17 protein-coding genes are annotated in these 17,478 nt (G+C 70.8%); 6 read left to right on the plus strand and 11 right to left on the minus strand.

The window, feature by feature from the left end:
- Nucleotides 1-65 precede the first annotated feature (65 nt).
- Nucleotides 66-617 (minus strand): MarR family transcriptional regulator, encoded by a 552-nt coding sequence (locus tag ABZU76_RS22190; protein WP_220239102.1) that lies wholly within the window; start codon nucleotides 615-617, stop codon nucleotides 66-68.
- Nucleotides 618-681: 64 nt separating this feature from the next.
- Complete coding sequence (locus ABZU76_RS22195; RefSeq protein WP_354872501.1) at nucleotides 682-1,218, minus strand: MarR family transcriptional regulator; 537 nt, start codon at nucleotides 1,216-1,218, stop codon at nucleotides 682-684.
- A 121-nt stretch (nucleotides 1,219-1,339) separates the two neighbouring features.
- Between ABZU76_RS22195 and ABZU76_RS22200 the strand changes: the two genes are divergently transcribed.
- A complete protein-coding gene (locus ABZU76_RS22200; RefSeq protein ID WP_354872504.1) occupies nucleotides 1,340-1,903 on the plus strand; it encodes a flavin reductase family protein in 564 nt (187 codons plus the stop codon).
- Complete coding sequence (locus ABZU76_RS22205; protein ID WP_220239105.1) at nucleotides 1,900-3,378, plus strand: 4-hydroxyphenylacetate 3-hydroxylase N-terminal domain-containing protein; 1,479 nt, start codon at nucleotides 1,900-1,902, stop codon at nucleotides 3,376-3,378. Before ABZU76_RS22200 ends, ABZU76_RS22205 begins: the two co-directional genes overlap by 4 nt.
- Nucleotides 3,379-3,556: 178 nt before the next feature.
- Here ABZU76_RS22205 and ABZU76_RS22210 read toward each other — a convergent pair whose 3' ends face one another.
- The 5 genes from ABZU76_RS22210 to ABZU76_RS22230 are packed head-to-tail and all read right to left on the minus strand — an operon-like array spanning nucleotide 3,557 to nucleotide 7,700.
- Nucleotides 3,557-3,904, minus strand: coding sequence for a cupin domain-containing protein (locus tag ABZU76_RS22210; protein WP_220239106.1), 348 nt, complete (start codon nucleotides 3,902-3,904; stop codon nucleotides 3,557-3,559).
- Nucleotides 3,905-3,932: 28 nt separating this feature from the next.
- Nucleotides 3,933-4,571, minus strand: coding sequence for a DUF2848 family protein (locus ABZU76_RS22215; RefSeq protein ID WP_354872506.1), 639 nt, complete (start codon nucleotides 4,569-4,571; stop codon nucleotides 3,933-3,935).
- Nucleotides 4,568-5,377 (minus strand): carbon-nitrogen family hydrolase, encoded by an 810-nt coding sequence (locus ABZU76_RS22220; protein ID WP_220239108.1) that lies wholly within the window; start codon nucleotides 5,375-5,377, stop codon nucleotides 4,568-4,570. The genes ABZU76_RS22215 and ABZU76_RS22220 overlap by 4 nt, the downstream gene beginning before the upstream one ends.
- Complete coding sequence (locus tag ABZU76_RS22225) at nucleotides 5,374-6,309, minus strand: ABC transporter substrate-binding protein (RefSeq protein WP_354872508.1); 936 nt, start codon at nucleotides 6,307-6,309, stop codon at nucleotides 5,374-5,376. The genes ABZU76_RS22220 and ABZU76_RS22225 overlap by 4 nt, the downstream gene beginning before the upstream one ends.
- Before the next feature lie 32 nt (nucleotides 6,310-6,341).
- On the minus strand, nucleotides 6,342-7,700 hold the full coding sequence (locus ABZU76_RS22230; protein WP_354872510.1) for an MFS transporter: 1,359 nt from the start codon (nucleotides 7,698-7,700) through the stop codon (nucleotides 6,342-6,344).
- A 355-nt stretch (nucleotides 7,701-8,055) separates the two neighbouring features.
- Here ABZU76_RS22230 and ABZU76_RS22235 point away from each other — a divergent pair, with 355 nt between their 5' ends.
- Nucleotides 8,056-9,597, plus strand: coding sequence for a UbiD family decarboxylase (locus ABZU76_RS22235; protein WP_354872512.1), 1,542 nt, complete (start codon nucleotides 8,056-8,058; stop codon nucleotides 9,595-9,597).
- A 39-nt stretch (nucleotides 9,598-9,636) separates the two neighbouring features.
- On the opposite strand, the gene ABZU76_RS22240 is transcribed toward ABZU76_RS22235, so the two are convergent.
- Complete coding sequence (locus ABZU76_RS22240) at nucleotides 9,637-9,930, minus strand: putative quinol monooxygenase (RefSeq protein ID WP_220239112.1); 294 nt, start codon at nucleotides 9,928-9,930, stop codon at nucleotides 9,637-9,639.
- Here ABZU76_RS22240 and ABZU76_RS22245 point away from each other — a divergent pair.
- Nucleotides 9,929-10,339, plus strand: a complete 411-nt coding sequence (locus tag ABZU76_RS22245) for a hypothetical protein (protein WP_354872515.1) — start codon at nucleotides 9,929-9,931, stop codon at nucleotides 10,337-10,339. The two genes, ABZU76_RS22240 and ABZU76_RS22245, sit on opposite strands and share 2 nt — an antisense overlap.
- Nucleotides 10,340-10,471: 132 nt before the next feature.
- Nucleotides 10,472-13,759 (plus strand): error-prone DNA polymerase, encoded by a 3,288-nt coding sequence (locus ABZU76_RS22250; RefSeq protein ID WP_354872801.1) that lies wholly within the window; start codon nucleotides 10,472-10,474, stop codon nucleotides 13,757-13,759.
- A 14-nt stretch (nucleotides 13,760-13,773) separates the two neighbouring features.
- Here ABZU76_RS22250 and ABZU76_RS22255 read toward each other — a convergent pair whose 3' ends face one another.
- Both ABZU76_RS22255 and ABZU76_RS22260 read right to left on the minus strand, forming a co-directional pair.
- On the minus strand, nucleotides 13,774-14,688 hold the full coding sequence (locus ABZU76_RS22255; protein WP_354872517.1) for a M20/M25/M40 family metallo-hydrolase: 915 nt from the start codon (nucleotides 14,686-14,688) through the stop codon (nucleotides 13,774-13,776).
- A 257-nt stretch (nucleotides 14,689-14,945) separates the two neighbouring features.
- Nucleotides 14,946-15,611 (minus strand): nitroreductase, encoded by a 666-nt coding sequence (locus ABZU76_RS22260; protein ID WP_354872519.1) that lies wholly within the window; start codon nucleotides 15,609-15,611, stop codon nucleotides 14,946-14,948.
- Nucleotides 15,612-15,732: 121 nt separating this feature from the next.
- Here ABZU76_RS22260 and ABZU76_RS22265 point away from each other — a divergent pair, with 121 nt between their 5' ends.
- Entirely contained in the window at nucleotides 15,733-16,041 is a 309-nt protein-coding gene (locus ABZU76_RS22265) for a hypothetical protein (protein ID WP_354872521.1), read from the plus strand.
- 6 nt (nucleotides 16,042-16,047) lie between these two features.
- On the opposite strand, the gene ABZU76_RS22270 is transcribed toward ABZU76_RS22265, so the two are convergent.
- Nucleotides 16,048-17,439 (minus strand): MmgE/PrpD family protein, encoded by a 1,392-nt coding sequence (locus tag ABZU76_RS22270; protein ID WP_354872524.1) that lies wholly within the window; start codon nucleotides 17,437-17,439, stop codon nucleotides 16,048-16,050.
- Between the last annotated feature and the right edge of the window lie 39 nt (nucleotides 17,440-17,478).

Here is a 17,478-nt window from a genome sequence, read left to right on the forward strand (position 1 = left end):
GGCTCCGGTCCGGTGTGGACACACCCGGGCCGGGGCCCCTTTCCACGTTCGGGCTTTCGGCGATCTCAGTGGTGATGCGCGTGCGCGTGGTGCCCGGCGGCGGTGAGCAGCAGTGCCAGCCGGGGGTCGGAGTCCAGCCCCAGGTAGAACGAGAACGTGGCCAGCGCGCCGAACTTGCCCTCGTCGGTGAGTTGGCGCTGGAAGTGGTTCACGTGGTGGTGCACGGCGTTGTCGATGGTGCGCAGCACCTCGATGCCGGCCTCCGACGCGTGCACGGCGATGACCCGGCGGTCGTCGGGGATGCGGGCGCGGTGCACGAGCCCCTTCTCCTCGAGCTGGCGGATCAGGCGCGACGCGAGCGCGGGCGCAATGTCGAGGCGGTCGGCGACCTTGTTCACCGGCAGCGGGTCCTCGGCGCCGAAGATCTGCAGCAGTGCCTGGTGCTGAAGCGGCTGCAGCCCGCCCGCGATGGCCTGCTCGTCGAGCAGCCGCAGGATCTTCCGCAGCACGAACCGCGCGTGGGCGATCGCCTTGACGTGGTTGGCGAAGTCGAGGTCGCTCGACGCGACCGCGCCCTTGCCCCACAGGGCGAGTAGCTCCGCGGTCCCGTCCTCCACCGTGTTCGCCCCCCTCAAAGACATCATCAAGTCAATGACCTGAGGACACTATATCAGGAAGAGGTCAGGAATCGACGGCCCCGCGGATGGCTTCGGCGATCGCCGACTGCGGGTCGAGGCCCACGTAGAACGCGAAGATCGACAGCGCCGACAGGCGTTCGTCCTCGTTCAGCTGGTGCTGCAGGAACGCGACGCTGTGGTGCACCTCGTTGTCGATCTCCGCGAGCTTCTCCGCGCCCGCGGTGGTCGCCACGACGTTGGTCGCGCGGCGGTCGCTCTCCGACGCCTCGCGCGTGACCAGGCCCAGCTCTTCGAGCCGGCGCACCATGCGGGAGGCGAACGCGGCGGCCACGTCGAGCCTGGCCGCCAGTGTGCTCACGGTGATGCCGCGGGCCTCGTTGGACCCGTACACCTGCAGAAGTGCCTGGTGCAACAGGGGTTCCAGGCCGTGGGTCTTCGCCTGCTCGTCGACGATCCGCAGCACGCGGCGCGTGACGTAGCGGGCGTCGGCGATGTTCTTCACGTACGCCTGGAACTCGCGGCTGCGCTTGGCGTCGCCGATGTCGGCCCACTTGGTGTAGGCGCGCATTGCGTCGTTCATGGGGTGGAGTTTCCTCTCGGACGAGCGCGGCGGCGAGCGAACCCGGCGATCATACGTCGCACCGATTTAGTTGACTAAAGTAAGGTATTCTTGTTAGCCTTCTGGCCCAGGAGGTCCCCCCATGGCTCTGCACCCCGCGGACAGTGATCCGAGCGGATTCAAAGCAGCACTCGGCTCGTTTGCCGCGAGCGTCAACGTCATCACTCTCTCGGACGCGGCCGGTCGCCCGCTTGGCATGACCGCCACCGCGTTCTCGTCGGTGTCGGTCGATCCGCTCATGATCCTCGTCTGTGTCAACCGTTCCACCCGCACCTACGAGCGCATCGCCGAAACCCGCCGGTTCGGCGTGAACATCCTCGGCTCGCCGGCGCGCGAGATCTCGGACCACTGCGCCCGCCCGGGCGCCGACAAGGCCCTGCCCGAGGAATGGCTCACCCGCCGCGAGGGCTGGCACAGCCCTGCCCTCTCCGGCGCTCTCGCGTTCCTGGACTGCGAAATCGACCAGGACGTGCACGCGGGCACGCACGCCGTGCTCATCGCCACCGTCGGCGGCATCGGGCTCAGCTCGGCGCTGCCGCACCACGAACCGCTCCTGCACTTCCGCGGCCGCTACCGGCAGCTGCAGGCAGGAGTCCACCACCCGCGGCCCCGGCCGCTACCGATCGCACTGGAGGAAACGGCGTGACGCGTTCCGGCAAGGACTACGTCGAAGGACTGCGCGACAACCGGCGAGTGTTCGTCGACGGCGAATACGTCTCCGACGTCGCCGCGCACCCCGCGTTCAAGGGGGCCGTCGAGTCCATCGCGCGCGTGTACGACGTCGCGCACGACCCGGCCAACGCCGCGGAGATGACGTTCCCGTCCCCGACCACCGGCGCCCCGGTGAACCTGTCGTACCTCATCCCGCGCGGCGAGGACGACCTGCGCCGCCGCCGTGTCGCGCTGCGCAAGACGGCCGAGGCGACCTTCGGCCTGATGGGCCGCGGGCCCGAGCACGTCGCGGGCTTCCTGGCCGGCTGGGCGGGCCGCTCCGACGTCTTCGCGGCGGGCGAGCAGCGCTTCGCCGACAACGTCACGAAGTTCTACGAGTACGTGCGCGACAACGACTTGTACTGCTCCTACGCGATCGTGCCGCCGCAGATCGACCGCAGCAAGCCGGCGCACCAGCAGGCCGACCCGCACCTCTACGCGGGCGTCAAGGAGGAGCGTGAGGACGGCATCGTCATCGCAGGCGCGCAGATGCTCGGCACGGGCGCGGCGATCTCCGACTACCTCATCCTCAGCTGCATCGTGCCGCTGCAGCCGGGTGACGAGGACCAGGCGATCTCCGTCGCCGTCCCGATCGGCGCCGAGGGCCTGAAGATCTACTCGCGGCGCAGCTACGCCGAAGCCGCCACGAGCGTGTACGACTACCCGCTCGCCACGCGCTTCGACGAGACCGACTCGCTGATCGTCTTCGACGACGTCTTCGTGCCGTGGGACAAGGTGTTCGTGTTCCGCGACCGCCAGATCACGAGCGACCAGTGGAGCCGCACGCCGGCGCACCTGCTGGGCAACAACCAGGCCCAGATCCGCTTCTCCGTGAAGCTGGACCTGCTGGCGGGCCTGGCGCTGCGCGTGGCGCGCATGAACGGCTCGGACAAGTTCCCGCCGGTGCGCGGCGTGCTCGGCGAGCTGGCCGCCCACGCGGCCATGGTGTCCGGCCTCGTCTACGCGCAGGAGCAGAACTGCGAGCTCGACGAGAAGGGCGTGGCGTGGCCCGGGCGCGAGGAGTGCTACGCGACCATGACGTTGCAGTCGGACTTCTACCCGAAGCTGCTGCACCTGGTGCGTGACCTCGTCGGCGGTGGCGTGATCCAGCTGCCGTCCTCGGCCGCCGACTTCGAGAACCCTGAGGCGCGCGCCGACTTCGAGCGGTACGTGCAGTCGCCGGGGCACCCGACCGTCGAGCGCGTGAAGCTGCTCAAGCTCGTGTGGGACCTCGTCGGCTCGGAGTTCGCGAGCCGCCACCAGCAGTACGAGATGTTCTACGCGGGCGCGCCCTTCCTCGTGAAGTCGCGCATGAGCCAGATCTACGACTTCTCCCGCGCGGAGGCCCTCGTGGACGGCGCCCTGGCCGGCTATGACCTCAGCGGCCGCACGGAGACCGTGCAGGCCTGAGCGAAGCACACAGACTGCGGGTCGCCCGGCGGGATGCCGGGCGACCCGTTTCCATGCCCGCGCGACGATGATGCTCGCCGGCCCGCGAAGACGTGGCCGCCGAAGACGTGGACCGCGAAGACGAGAAAGGGCGCCCGGCCGGGACCGGGCGCCCTTTCTCATGTCCGCTGTGGACGGTTCAGCTCGCGCGGTAGCGCACCTCGAACGTCAGGCAGCCTTCCTCGCTCGTCCACGGGCCGTGCTCCATGCCCGGCGGGCGGCAGGCGTAGTCGCCGGCCGAGAAGGTCTTGCCGAGGCGCGTGTCGTGGAACGAGCCTTCGAGGATGTAGACCTCTTCCCAGAAGTCGTGCACCTGCACGCCGTTCGGGGTGGTGTCCGTGCCGGGCTCGAAGCGCAGAATGCGCGTCGCGACGCCACTGTCGCCGTCGGCGGCGAGGATGCGTTCGGTCAGCTGCGGCACGACGCCCGCGCAGGGCGTGAACTCCACCGTCTTGGCGGGGAAGAACTCGTGTTCCGGTTTGGCCATGGGGGTTTCTCTCTCCAGGTACGAGGGGTCAGGACACCGAGTAGGCGTGGGTGAGCTCGGGGCCGCCGGGCAGGGCCAGCGACAGCGTCCAGGCCTTCCCGGGCACGAACTTGCCGTCGAGCAGCGTCAGGGTGCCGCAGAACATCACCAGGTCGCGCTCGGCCGAGCCGCCGAGCAGGGCCAGCACGTCGGTGGGGATGCGCAGGGCGCTGAGCGGGCCGTGCTGGTAACGCACGCCGTCCACAGTGGATTCGGCGACGATCGCGTCCCAGTCGGGGTTGTCGACCGGGATCACGGTGGTGCCGAGCGGCTTGGGGCAGGCCGCCTTCGAGTCCTTGACGCTGGAGGTCTCGATGTCGCGGTCGGTGTGGTCGGAGCCCACGGTCAGGTAGAGCTTGCCGCCCGCGCGCACGAGCACCGGCTCGACCTCGCCGGAGGTGTTGGTGCCGTCGACGGAAATGGCCGCGGCCTGCGTCGCCAGCGCCGCGTCGAGCTCGTAGAACGCCGGGACGGAGTCGGGCGGCGGCACGCCGATGGCGGCGAGCTCGTCGATGTGGTGCTTCACGGCGGCCTCGTCGCGGCCGGTGTAGCCCGCGACCACGAGGTCGAAGTCGGCGACCGCGACGGTTTCGCCCGTCCCGGCCACGGTGAAGGTGAGTGCGGTCATGCGTGCGCTCCTCGGATGGTCAGTTCGCGATAGCTGGGGAGCCGGTCGTCGAGCACGGGGAACTGCTCGCGCGTGGCGGGGACGACGCCGGGATCGACGTCGCACCAGGTGATCCCCTCTTCGGTGCCGGCTTCGGCGAGCACGGTGCCCCACGGGTCGACGACGCGGCTGTGCCCGCCGAGCTCGACCCCGCCCTGGGTGCCGGTGGCGTTGCACGCCACCACGAGCACCTGGTCCTCCACGGCTCGCGCGGTGGTGAACAGGCGCCAGTGCGCGAGCCGCGCCGCGGGCCAGGCGGCCGGCACGATCACGATCTCCGCACCGGCGTCGACGAGGCAGCGCCACAGCTCGGGGAAGCGCAGGTCGTAACACGTGGTGCCGGCGACCGCGCCGAACGGCGTCGCCACCGCGGACACGTGGTCACCGGGCTTGAGCAGCTGCGCTTCCTTCGACTCGTAGCCGAACACGTGCACCTTGCTGTAGCTGTGCACGAGCTCGCCGGCCGGGTCGAACAGCACGGCGGTGTTGCGCAGGGCGCCGTCGGGCAGGCGCTCGACGAAACTGCCGCCGTGCAGGTAGGAACCGGTTTCGCGGGCGAGCTCTCCGAGCCGCGCCAACGACGGTCCGTCGGCCGGTTCGGCGTCGCGGGCGTAGTCGTCGAAGGCGAAGTACCCGGTGGCCCACAGCTCGGGCAGCACGATCAGATCGGCCGAGGCCGCCGAGCGGACGAGCCCGGCCACCCGGTCGAACCGGGCGGCGACGGGCTCGTCCTCGGGGCTGCCGATCTGGACGAGAGCGATCTTCACGAGGCAGGCCACAGGTCGCGAGCGCCCGCGGCGACGATGTCGTCGTAGGACAACTCGCGGTCGGTGAGCCCGGTCGCGCGGGCGAACCCGGCGAGCCCGGCCACGGCCTCGGCGGAGATCGCCGGGTCGTAGAACGGCCCGTCCCGCTCGATCAGGCCGGCGATGAGGCCGGCCTCCATCTCCGGGAACAGCGCGGTGCCCACCTTCGTGGCCAGCGAGGGGTCCCGGACCAGCTCGCGCTGGGCCCGCAGCACACCGCGGGTGACGGCCGCCGCCTCCTCGGGGCGGTCGGCGGCCGTGCGGTCCGTGGTCATCAGGGCGGGGAAGGTGTACAGCGAGTGGGCGGAGCCGTCGCGGCGGGCGTCCACCACGACCTTGCCGACACCGCGCTGAACGGCGACCTCGGTACCCATCCCGTTGGCCCAGAAGGCGTCGATCTTGCCTTCGGACAGGGCCTTGGCGGCGGTGACGCCGAACGAGACGTCACCGGCAACCCCCGCGACGGGGGCGATGGTCACGTTCGCCGCCTTCAGGTCCACGCCCTCGGCGTCGAGCAGGCGGTGCAGGCCGAGGTCCGGGCCGGGCGCGGCACCGATGCGGACGTCGTGGAGCTCGGCGAGCGTCTCGCGGGTGATGTCGAGATCGGGCCGCACCACGAGGAACCAGTACATGTTCTGCGCGAGCGCGGCCAGCAGCTTCTGCCCGCCCCAGGTGGGGTCGGCGTAGAGCGGAGCGTGGGCGCACCCGGCGAGGTAGTCGATCCGCCCCTCGCGAAGGGCGATTGCTGCGTCGGTGACGGGGAACAGGAGTTCCAGCTCCACGTCGAGACCCTCGTCGCGAAGGTATCCGAGCTCCACGGCCGCGATGGCGGGGAAGTAGGAGTTCGAGACGAGATCGGGCACGGCAAGGCGCATGGTTGCCTTCCTGATCAAGAAATTAACGGTACTCAAGTAATGTACTTAGCTTAGTATTTTGGGTCAAGCTGGCGCGCCACGGGCGCCGGTTCCGGCTTTTTGACGGCCCGTAGTACCACCACGGTGATCGAGCACAGCACCGCCGGCACCGCGAAGACCAGGAAGTACACCGGGAAGGGCAGCGAAGCGGCGAGCAGGTAACCGCCGATGAGCGGGCCCAGCAGCCCGCCGAGGCGGCCGATGCCCAGCGCCCAGCCCAGACCCGTCGCGCGGGCTTCCGGACCGTAGGTGCCCATCACGAGCGTGTGCACCACGTTCTGGCCGCCGATGATGAACGCGCCGGCCAGTGCGTTGAGCAGGTAGAGCGCGACCACCGAGCTCGCGAAGCCGAACAGCACCAGGCACACCCCGCCGGCCGCGAACGCGATGGCGAGTGCCACGTACTGGTTCATGCGGTCGAGCACCCAGCCGAGGATGAACCCGCCGATCGTGGCCGCGGCGGCCTGCTCGATCGCGTAGGAGTAGCTGCTGACCAGCGACAGGCCGTGCTTCACCAGCAGCGACACCATCCAGAAGTCGAGCGCGTAGACCACGAACTGCAGGAACAGATACAGCAGCGAGATCGTGAGCGTGGAGTTGCGGTAGCGCGGCGTCCACAGCGTGCGCAGCTGGATCTTGCCGTTCTCGGTGCGCGGGCCCGTGAAGAACGTGGCCGGGTCGGCGGCCTGCGCGGTGGGCCAGATCGCCGGGTAGACCTTCTTGACGGTGGCGAGGGCTTCCTCGTACCGGCTGCGCGTGGCGAGGAACTGCGGCGTCTCGGGCACGAACCACGCGATCAGGGCGGCGACGATCAGGGCCGCGTAGGAGATGTGGAACAGCGGGCGCCAGCCGAAGCTCGGCACCAGCAGCGTCGCGGCCACGGCCGCGACCACGAAGCCGAACGTGAAGCAGCCGGCTGACGCGGCGATCATCCGGCCGCGCTTGCGCACGGGCACGTATTCGCCGAGCATCGCGATCGTCGCGGGCAGCACGCCGCCCATGCCGATGGCGGCGCAGAACCGCAGTATCGCGAACTGCGTATAGTCGCCGGCGAACCCGGCCGTGCCCATGAAAACCGCGAATACGGACACGCCCAGCACGAGCATGCGCTTGCGGCCGAAGCGGTCGCCGAGCGCGCCGAGGCCGACGGCGCCGATGAACAGGCCGACGAACGTGATCGACGCGAGCAGTCCCGCCTGGACGGGGGAGATGTGCCACTCGGCGACGATCTTGGGCAGCCCGTAGGCCAGGGCCTGCAGGTCGTAGCCGTCGAAGATCACCGCGGCGCCGCCGATGGCGGCGATCGCGAGGACCTTGGGGGACAATTTGGTCTCGGTGAGGCAGTGGTCGAACGTGGCAGCGGGTCGCATCCGCGCTCCTCGGCCCGGGCGGCACCCAGCACCACGACACTCGTCGACGAGTGCGGGCGGGGGACGGGCACCGCGGGTTGATGGGGGGATTTATTTAACTTTAGTACCTGACTTGACAGCCATAAATGATGCGGGAGACGATAGGTCGCGCCCGGTGCCGTGTCAACGCCGGACCGCGAGGGCGGTCAGGATGATGTGGACTCGGACCGGGCCGGAGACCCTTGCTGGCAAGGAGAATCGTGATCGTGCCGTGTCCGGGCCCGTGCGGTTTCGTGGTGCGGCACGCGTTTGTTAACGGCCTCTGTAACAAGGAGTCCGTGAGTTCTTCCCGTCGACGAAAGAGGAACCGACAGCCGTGAACGACTACCCCTACGGTGACCTCCGGGAGTACCTGGCCGAGCTGGACCGCCGCGGGCTGCTGGTGCGCGTGAGCCGGCCCGTCGACAAGGACACCGAGCTGGTTCCGTTGGTGCGCCTGCAGTTCCGCGGGCTGCCGGAGGCCGAGCGCAAGGCGTTCCTCTTCGAGAACGTGACCGACGGGTCCGGCCGGCGCTACGACGGCACCGTGGTGATGGGGGCGTTCGCGTCCTCACGCGCGGTGTACACCACGGCGCTGGCCGCGAAGCCCGACGAGGTGGCCGGGCGCTGGGCCGCGGCGCTCGCGAACCCCGTGGAGCCGGTGGTGGTCGAGACCGGACCGTGCAAGGAGAACGTCCTCACGGGACAGTCCTTGCTGGACGCCGGCGGCGTCGACGGGTTCCCGCACCCGATCTCGACGCCCGGCTTCGACCCGGCGCCGTTCCTCACCGCGCCGTACTGGGTCACGAAGGACCCGGAGGACGGCACGTACAACGTCGGCATCTACCGCGGCATGGTGAAGGGCCCGGACCGCATCGGGCTGCAGATGGACACGCCCACGCAGCACATCGCGATCCACCTCGCCAAGGCGCGGCGCCTCGGCAAGAAGCTCGAGGCCGCGATCGTGCTCGGCGCGGTGCCCGCGGTCGGGTTCGCCGGGGCGCAGAAGATCCCGTTCGGCGTCAGCGAGTACGCCGTGGCCGGCGGCCTGATGGGCCGCCCGCTCGAGGTGGTGCGCTGCGAGACCGTGGACCTCGAGGTGCCCGCGCACGCGGAGATCGTGCTCGAAGGCGAGATCGACCCGGAGCACCTGGAGCCGGAGGGTCCCTTCGGTGAGGCGAGCGGCTACATGGGCCCGCAGACGACGTCGCCGGTGTTCCGCGTCCGCTGCATCACCCACCGCACGGCGCCGGTGGTGCAGTCGTTCATCAGCGAGTTCCCGCCCAGCGAGTCGACGTTGATGCGCAAGATCGCGTTCGAGAACGTGTACCTGCGGTTCCTCAAGCAGGCGTGCAACATCAACGCTGTGCAGCGCTTCGTCACGCACGAGAGCGGCACGTGCAACATGTTCTTCGTGATCCAGCTGAAGAATCCGACGCCCGGCCAGGCGCGCCAAGCGCTGTATGCCGCGTCCGGGTACGAGGCGTCGATGGGCAAGACGATCGTCGCCGTGGACGACGACGTCGACCCGGAGGACCTCAGCGCCGTGGTGTGGGCGATGAGCTTCCGCATGCAGCCCGCGCGCGACGTCACGATCCTGCCGGGCAAGCTGCCGCGCCTCGACCCGTCGGCCGCCGAGGACGGCAGCCTGTCCTCGGCGCTGCTCATCGACGCCACGCGCAAGCGCCCGTACCCGCCGACCTCGTTGCCGGCCAAGGAGTTCATGGATCGGGCGCAGGACCTGTGGCAGGAGCTCGGCCTGCCGGAGCTGTCGCTGGCCGAACCGTGGCACGGTTACGAGCTCGGCGAATGGTCCGACGCCGACCGGCACCGGGCCGCCGAAGCGGTGCAGGGGCGTTACGCCTCGACCGAGGAGTGACACTGTGTCCACAGTGGGCCTTCTCGGTCCACTGTGGACTTACTCGGCGACGTCGAAGAGCTCCACGGCCCGGTCGTCCAGCAGGGGCACGATGCCGTCGAGGACGAGCCGCTTGAAGTGCTCCGTCTCGCGGTGCTCGGCGAACGCCTCCCGCGAGACGTAGCGCTCCAGCAGCACCACCGACCGCGGGTCGTCGAACGAGCGGTAGACGTCGAACGCCAGGTTGCCCGGCTCGGTCCGCGCCGCCTTCGCCAGCTGCGGCACCAGCGCGGCGACCTCGTCCTCCTTGCCGGCGGACACGGTGTAGCGGGCGATCACCTGGAGCTGGGGCATGCTCGGTCTCCTCGCGGTCTGGTGTAGTGCTGACTTCAGTTACGGGGCGGACTGTAGTCGAGGTGCGGGCTGCGCGACCCGGTTCTGTGGCCTGCCTCGCGTCCTCGAGCGCGCCGTCGGCCAGTCCGCCGTCCGCGCGGTGCTCGCGCGCCTGCGGGAAGAGACCCGCGGCCGGGAGCTGGCCGTCGGGCTCACGCCCGGGTTCGGGCGCGTACTGGCGCTGATGCCGGCGACGCCGTCGCCGGCCGCGCGGCTCGGCGACCTCGCGGGGCAGCCGGTCGACGAGCTCGCCGTCCTGCTCGCGGCCGAGACCGGCGCGGCTCCGATCGTGGACGGGAAATCCGGCACCACGAACCTGGCGCCGCACCTGGGGGACCGGCCCCCGTCGAGCGTCGAGGTATGGTGCTAATCGAACACCTGTTCCCATCCCGGGTTCGGGTCCGGACACGCTGTCTCCCCGCGGCGGTTTCACGCGAGTGAGGGCAGTGCGGTGGACCAGCAGGACCAGCAACACCGGCGAGGCGGCTTCAACAACCCCCTCATGCGGTGGTCGGAGCTGGAGCGGATCGCGGCGGGGCGGGCGCCCGTGCGGGGCGACGGCGGGGACTCGCCGGCGTGGTCGCGCAAGCGGGAGGGGTACCGGGCGCCCGAGCGGTTGCGGCCGTGGGCCGACGTGGAGGCGGACGGGCGGCGGGTGCCGTACGCGGAGCTGCACCTGCATTCGTACTTCTCGTTCCTCGACGGCGTCGCGTCGCCGGAGGCGCTCGTCGAGGAGGCGGTGCGGCTGGGGCTCGACGCGCTGGTGCTCACCGACCGCGACGGGATGTACGGCGCCGTCCGGTTCGCCGAGGCCGCGCGCGAGATCGGGGTGCGCACGGGCTACGGCGCGGAGCTGTCGCTCGGTCTGCCGGCGCCGCAGGGCGGGGTGGCCGACCCCGTCGGCACCCACCTGCAGGTGATCGCGCGTGACCTCAAGGGGTACGGGCGCCTGTGCTCGGTCATCTCGCGCGGGCAGCTGGCCGGGGAGAAGGGCCGTCCGGTACTCGCGCTCGACGACGTCGCCGACGAGCTGCGGGGCCACGTCCTCGTGCTCAGCGGCTGCCGCAAGGGCGCGGTCCGCAGCGCGCTCGCGCGGGGCGACGACGCGGGGGCGGCCGCGGCGCTGCGGACGCTGGCCGAGCGGTTCGGCCCGGGGAACGTGGCCGTCGAGCTGCTGGAGGAAGGCTTGCCGCTCGACGCCGTGCACAACGATCGCCTCGCCGAGCTGGCGCGGGAGCTGCGGCTGCCGACGGTGGCGTCGAACAACGTCCACTACGCGCGGCCCGAGCAGGCCCGCCACGCCGCGGCCGTCGCGGCGATCCGGGCGCGGCGGTCCGTCGACGAGCTGGAGGGCTGGCTACCCGCCGACGGCACGGCGTTCCTGCGCAGCGGCGCGGAACAGGCCGGCCGCTTCGCGCGGTACCCGGGCGCGGTGCAGCGGGCCGCGCTGCTCGGGGTGGAGTGCGCGTTCGACCTCGCTCTGGTGGCTCCGAAGCTGCCGCCGTTCGCCGTGCCCGAGGGGTTCGCCGACGAGGACGACTACCTGCGCCACCTGACATTCGCGGGCGCCGCCGCGCGCTACGGCGGCCGCGCGGACAACCCCAAGGCCTACGCCCAGCTCGACCACGAGCTCGCGGTGATCCGGCAGCTCGGGTTCCCCGGCTACTTCCTCGTGGTGTGGGACATTGTCAGATTCTGCCGGGAAACGAACATCCTCGCGCAGGGCCGGGGTTCGGCCGCGAACTCCGCGGTGTGCTTCGCGTTGCAGATCAGCCACGCCGACCCCGTGAAGTGGGGGTTGTTGTTCGAACGTTTTCTCGCCCCCGAACGCGACGGCCCGCCGGACATCGACGTCGACATCGAGTCCGACCGGCGCGAGGAGGTGATCCAGTACGTCTACGCCAAACATGGTCGTTTTCACGCGGCGCAGGTTGCGAATGTCATCACTTATCGTTCGCGTTCCGCCATCCGCGACGCCGCCAAGGCGCTCGGGTACTCCACCGGCCAGCAGGACGCGTTCGGCAAGCGGGTGGACCGCTGGTCGTCCGTCGCCAGCGGTTCGACGCCGGGGGAGCAGGGTCACGAGATCCCCGACGAGGTGCTGGAGTGCGCCGCCTGGCTGGAGGACACGCCACGGCACCTGGGCGTGCACTCGGGTGGCATGGTGATCGCGAAGACGCCGGTGTCGGAGATCGTGCCGGTGGAGTGGGCGACGGCGGCCGACCGCAGCGTGCTGCAGTGGGACAAGGACGACTGCGCCGCGATCGGGCTCACGAAGTTCGACCTGCTGGGCCTCGGCATGCTGTCCGCGCTGCACTACATGATCGACCTCGTCGCCGAGCACCACGACGTCCACATCGGACTGCACGACCTCGACCTCGCCGACCCGGCCGTGTACGACATGCTGTGCGAGGCCGACGCGGTCGGGGTGTTCCAGGTGGAGTCCCGCGCGCAGCTCGGCACGCTGCCGCGCCTGCGGCCACGGAAGTTCTACGACCTCGTGGTGGAGGTCGCGCTCATCCGGCCGGGGCCGATCCAGGGCGGTTCGGTGCACCCCTACATCCGGCGCCGGCGGGGCGAGGAGGAGTGGTCGCACGCGCATCCGCTGCTGGCGCCGGCTTTGGAGCGGACCCTGGGCGTGCCCCTGTTCCAGGAACAGGTGATGCAGATGGCGCGCGACGTCGCGTCGTTCACCGCGGCCGAGGCCGACCAGCTGCGCCGGGCCATGGGGGCCAAGCGCTCCAGCGAGAAGATGCGGCGGCTGGCGGGTCGCTTTTTCGAGGGCGCCGCGGCCAACGGCCTGCCGGCCGACCTCGCCGCCCGGATCTTCGAGCAGATCCACGCCTTCTCCGGCTACGGTTTCCCCGAGGCGCACTCGATGTCGTTCGCGCTGCTCGTGTACGCGTCGGCGTGGTTCAAGCGCTACTACCCGGCTGCCTTCTGCGCCGGCCTGCTGCGCGCGCAGCCCATGGGTTTCTACAGCCCGCAGTCGCTCGTCGCCGACGCGCGCCACCACGGCGTCGTCACGCGCTCGCCGGACCTCAACCTCTCCCTGTCGCACGCGACGCTGGAGTCCTGTTCGGACAGTACCGGCGGCGTCGCGATCCGGCTGGGGCTCGCCGGCATCCGCTCGGTGGGCCAGGACGTGGCCGACCGAGTCGTCGCCGAGCGCGACGCCGGCGGCCCGTTCGCGTCCATCGGCGACCTGACCGAACGCGTCCAGCTCGCCCGCCCGGTCGTCGAATCCCTCGCCACGGCAGGCGTTTTCGGCGACCGCCGCTCGGCGCTGTGGGCCGCCGGCCCCGCCTCCGCCACGCGGTCCGACCACCTGCCCGGCCTGTCGCTCGGCCACCACGCGCCCCCGCTGCCCGGCATGACGGCGTTCGAACTGGCCACCGCCGACCTGTGGGCCACGGGCATCACGCCGGACCGCCACCCCGTCTCGTTCCTGCGCACCCACCTCGACACCCTGGGAGCCCTTCCGGCCGGCTCGCTCCTGTCGGTCCCCGACGGCACCCGCATCCGCGTCGGCGGGGCCGTCACCCACAAACAACGCCCCGCCACCGCGGGGGGCATCACGTTCCTCAACCTGGAGGACGAAACGGGCATGATCAACGTCATCGTGTCCGTCGGCGTGTGGCGCCGCAACCGCCGCCTGCTGCAGAACCACTCGGTGATCCTGGTGCGCGGCATCGCCCAGGTGGGCCAGGGCACGGTCTCGGTGGTGGCGGACCATCTGGCGGCCCTGGACCTGAAGTCCCTGGTCTTGAAGTCCAGGGACTTCAGGTGAGGTTTCGGTTCGCCTCACCGGAGCATGGGCGCGTCCGTGGTCGCGAAGTGGGCGACCGTCCCGGCGAGGGCGGAGAGGTAGTGGCTCAGGACCACGCGGTTGACGTTGTCGAGACGGTCGCAGGCCTGGTGGTAGCAGGGGTCGTACCGTTCGTCGGCCGCACCGCCCCAGTCCTGGGCCTGCGCCGTGGACTTTTCCTTGTGGTCGCCGTTTTCCGCGCCGCCGGAAGGAATGGCGGCGTCGATGAACGCCGATTCGTCGTCGCCGACGAACTTGATGATCTCCGGTCGCACCCCCGTCTTCGCCAGCTGGCCGGCGAGGACGGCGGCGACGGTGGCCGAGCCGGGCGGGCCGGTGGCGGACTCGTCGTCGCCCACCCCGCCCTGGGCGAAGTAGCCGCCGTTGGGCGAGGCCACCATGTCCACGTTCAGGTAGAGCATGATCTTGTCGCGATCGTCGGCGGAAAGGCCGCGCACGTAGGCTTTCGAGCCTTCGGAACCATTCTCTTCGGAGCCGAAGAACGTGAACCGGACCGCGTTGCGCAGCGGCGCCGAGGGCCCCAGGCGGTTCGCGATCTCCAGGAGGGTCGCGACGCCGGAGCCGTTGTCGACGATGCCCGGGCCGTCGTTCACCGAGTCCAGGTGCGCCCCGATCACCACCACGTGGTCCGGGTCGCCGGTGCGGGTCTGCGTGACGACGTTGCGCACCGTGGCCCCCTCGCGACCGCGCCGTCCGGGCGCCTCGTAGGTCGGCGTGCTCACGTCGTAGCCGGAGGCGCGGAGGGTGGCGGCGACGTAGTCGACGCTCGCGTCGTAACCGGGCCCCGGCGAAGCCCGGTTGCCGCCGTTCTCGTCGGCGATCTTCTGCAACGCCGCGAGGTGGACGAAGGCTCCGGCGTCGGTGACCGAGCTCTTCAGCTGCTGAGCCACCGGGCCGTCCACTGCAGAGACATTCGGTTCCGGCGGCGCCTGGGCGGGGGACGAACAGCCCGCGGCCACGACACCCGCGATCAGTGCGAGGGTAAGTCTTCTACGGAGCCGGGCTCGTTTCAGTGACCGCATCACCGTCGCTCCTCGTCCGGCTCTCAGTCCGAGCCAGTCTTGTGGACGTGCCTCTTCCGAGCCCATCGTCGCGAACCCGCGCGGCTGCGGCACCACACGGCGAAGGTGAGATTGTTGCCGCCGCCTCACCCTTCGACGAACGTCACCGTCTCCTCGAGCGGCGCCCGCCCCGTGCGGCCGAGGTCGACGGACGTGTCCTCGCGGCCGATGGACATCCCGCAGAACAGGATGAGGTCCTCCGGCGGCGAGACGATCTCGGCGACGGTCCTGGGGAACTTCGCCCACGCCATCTGCGGGCAGCTGTGCAGGCCTTCGGCGCGCAGCAGCAGCATGACGGTCTGCAGGTACATCCCGGCATCAGACCACTGGGGCCGGCCCAGGGTGGGGTCGAGGTAACAGAACAGGGCGGCCGGGGCGCCGAAGCAGTCCCAGTTCGCCGCGGCGGCGCGCTGGCTCGCCTCGACGTCCTCGCGGGAGATGCCGAGCGCGCCGTAGCGCTGCTTGCCGAACGCGGCGCGACGCTCGGCATACGGCGACTTCAGCGTGGCCGGGTACTGCTCGTACTGGGCCTCGTCCCACGGGTCCCCGGCCGCGATCCGCTCGCCGGCGCGCTTCTTGAGCTCCGCCAGCGGCGCCCCCGTCACCACATACACGTGCCACGGCTGCAGGTTCGACCCGGACGGCGCCGCCGCGGCCGCCGCCAGCACCCGCCGAAGCACCTCCGGCGCGACCGGCTCGTCGGTGAACCCCCGCACGGCCCGCCGGCTCGTGACTGCCTCGTAGACGTCCATGGCCCTGCCTCCCCGTCCCAGATTGGTGTCTAGTGAGATAGTATCAGTCAATACTATCTGGGAGGCAGTCTCTGACCGTGTGCGAATGCTTACGCGATCACCGCGATGTGCCGGTCATACTGTGCTCGTGAGCGACTATTCGTGGCCGGAGCACGGCGACCGCGTGGCGGAGCGGGCGCGCCTCACGTGGGATGTCGCTGTCGTACAACTGCCCGTCGGTGCCCGGATCACCGGCTCGGTCATCGCGCGTCAGCCCTTCGGCGTGTTTTTCGCGGTCGACGAGGTGCCGGGCGCCCTCGGGCTGGCCGAAGTCACCGCTCTTCCCGGCGGTGGTGAGCTTCCGCTTCTTTCTGCCCGCGTCACTGGCGAAGTGCTCGGGCACCGGCACGAAAACCGCCAGATTTACGCCCGAGTCACCCGCGTGGACTGACCGCCCTCACTCCGCGCGCGAGCAAGCCTCCCCGAACTCCAGCGCCGTGGTCGTGTCGTCGGCGCCCAAGGACAACACCGCCGACCGCACCCGCGCGGCAGTGGCCTCGTCGGCGACCAGGGCCATGTTCGCCGCGTACTTGGCCGAGATGTCCTCGACGGACAGTGGCCGCTCGGCATGACCGCGGTTCACCTGCTCGCGCCGGAACAACCGGCGGCCGTCCCGCAGTGTTACCTCCACCGCGGCCGAATAGGCCTCCGGAAACCTCGATTCCGGGTCGTCCGCGAAGTCCACCCGGTCGGCGACCGCGTGGATGGCGGGGTCGGCGAGTGAGTCCTCTGTGAACTCCGCCAAGGTGAGACGGCCGCGGGTCAGGCAGGCGCCCGCGATGTACGGCACGCTGAACTTCGCGTCGTACAGGTCGCGAGGGCGGCGTTTGCGTTCCGCGGGCTCGAAGACGGCCGCCGCGGCGGTGGGGTGGATGAGGCAGCGGATGTGCTCGACGTCGTCGGCCGTGAAACCCTCGTCCGCGCGCAGGGTCAGCAACGCGTCGGCGAAGCCGTGGCTGAAGTGGCAGCTCGGGTACGGCTTCACGCCCGTCGTGAGCAGTTCCCAACGGGAGCCGAGGTCGGCGGTCAGCGCGTCGGGGTCCCAGGCGCGACCACCCAGGTGCGTGGCATAGAGCCCGTACCGGCCCTCGTAAACCCGGCCCGGCCCCGGCCAGCCCGCGCGCGCGAACGCCGCCGCCGTCAGGCCCGACGCCGCGGCCCAGCCCGGGTGCAGGCGTTTCGTCCACGCGCCGTCCTCCAGGAACTCGAGGATCCCCGACGCCATCGAGCCCACGATTTCCTGCGCGCCCGCGATCCCGGCGGCGTCGAGGCCGCCGAGCTTCGCCGCGGCCACCGCGGAGCCGAACGCGCCGGCGACGCCGGTCGGGTGGAAGCCCGCGTCGTGGAACCCGCCGTGCGCTGCCAGCCCGACGCGGGCGCTCACCTCGATCGCCAGCACGTAGGCCACCAGCAGCTCCCGCGTGGTCCGCCCGGCCGCGATCGCGGCGGCCAGCGAAGCCGGCAACGCCGACGCCGACACGTGCACGATCGAGCCGATGTGCGTGTCGTCGAAGTCGTGGCCGTGCACGAGGATCCCGCCCAGCATTGCGGCGTCGCGCGCCGGCAGGCGGTCGCCGACGGCGAGTACGGGCTGGTCACCGGAGCCGAGCAGTGCGAACGCCTCACGGGCCCGATGCGCGAACGGTTCGTCCGCGGCGCAGAACGCGAGCCCCACCGCGTCGAGCGCGAGGTGGCGCGCCTGCTCGACGACGGCGGCGGGCAGGTCTTCGAACCGGACGCCGGCGGCGAACTCCCCGAGCCGGCCGGCGAGCGTGGTGGTCGGGTGCATGCCCAGCAGTGTGCAGGGCCCGCCACGCCACCGCAAGGC

The sequence above is a fragment of the Amycolatopsis sp. NPDC005232 genome (assembly GCF_040607795.1).
Classification (GTDB): Bacteria; Actinomycetota; Actinomycetes; order Mycobacteriales; family Pseudonocardiaceae; genus Amycolatopsis.

Coding starts and splice junctions, on each gene's coding strand:
- ABZU76_RS22200 (WP_354872504.1), top strand. CDS start 1,340: ATGGCTCTGCACCCCGCGGACAGTGATCCGAGCGGATTCAAAGCAGCA.
- ABZU76_RS22270 (WP_354872524.1), bottom strand. CDS start 17,439: ATGCACCCGACCACCACGCTCGCCGGCCGGCTCGGGGAGTTCGCCGCC.
- ABZU76_RS22210 (WP_220239106.1), bottom strand. CDS start 3,904: ATGGCCAAACCGGAACACGAGTTCTTCCCCGCCAAGACGGTGGAGTTC.
- ABZU76_RS22250 (WP_354872801.1), top strand. CDS start 10,472: ATGCGGTGGTCGGAGCTGGAGCGGATCGCGGCGGGGCGGGCGCCCGTG.
- ABZU76_RS22215 (WP_354872506.1), bottom strand. CDS start 4,571: ATGACCGCACTCACCTTCACCGTGGCCGGGACGGGCGAAACCGTCGCG.
- ABZU76_RS22195 (WP_354872501.1), bottom strand. CDS start 1,218: ATGAACGACGCAATGCGCGCCTACACCAAGTGGGCCGACATCGGCGAC.
- ABZU76_RS22230 (WP_354872510.1), bottom strand. CDS start 7,700: ATGCGACCCGCTGCCACGTTCGACCACTGCCTCACCGAGACCAAATTG.
- ABZU76_RS22245 (WP_354872515.1), top strand. CDS start 9,929: ATGCTCGGTCTCCTCGCGGTCTGGTGTAGTGCTGACTTCAGTTACGGG.
- ABZU76_RS22240 (WP_220239112.1), bottom strand. CDS start 9,930: ATGCCCCAGCTCCAGGTGATCGCCCGCTACACCGTGTCCGCCGGCAAG.
- ABZU76_RS22260 (WP_354872519.1), bottom strand. CDS start 15,611: ATGGACGTCTACGAGGCAGTCACGAGCCGGCGGGCCGTGCGGGGGTTC.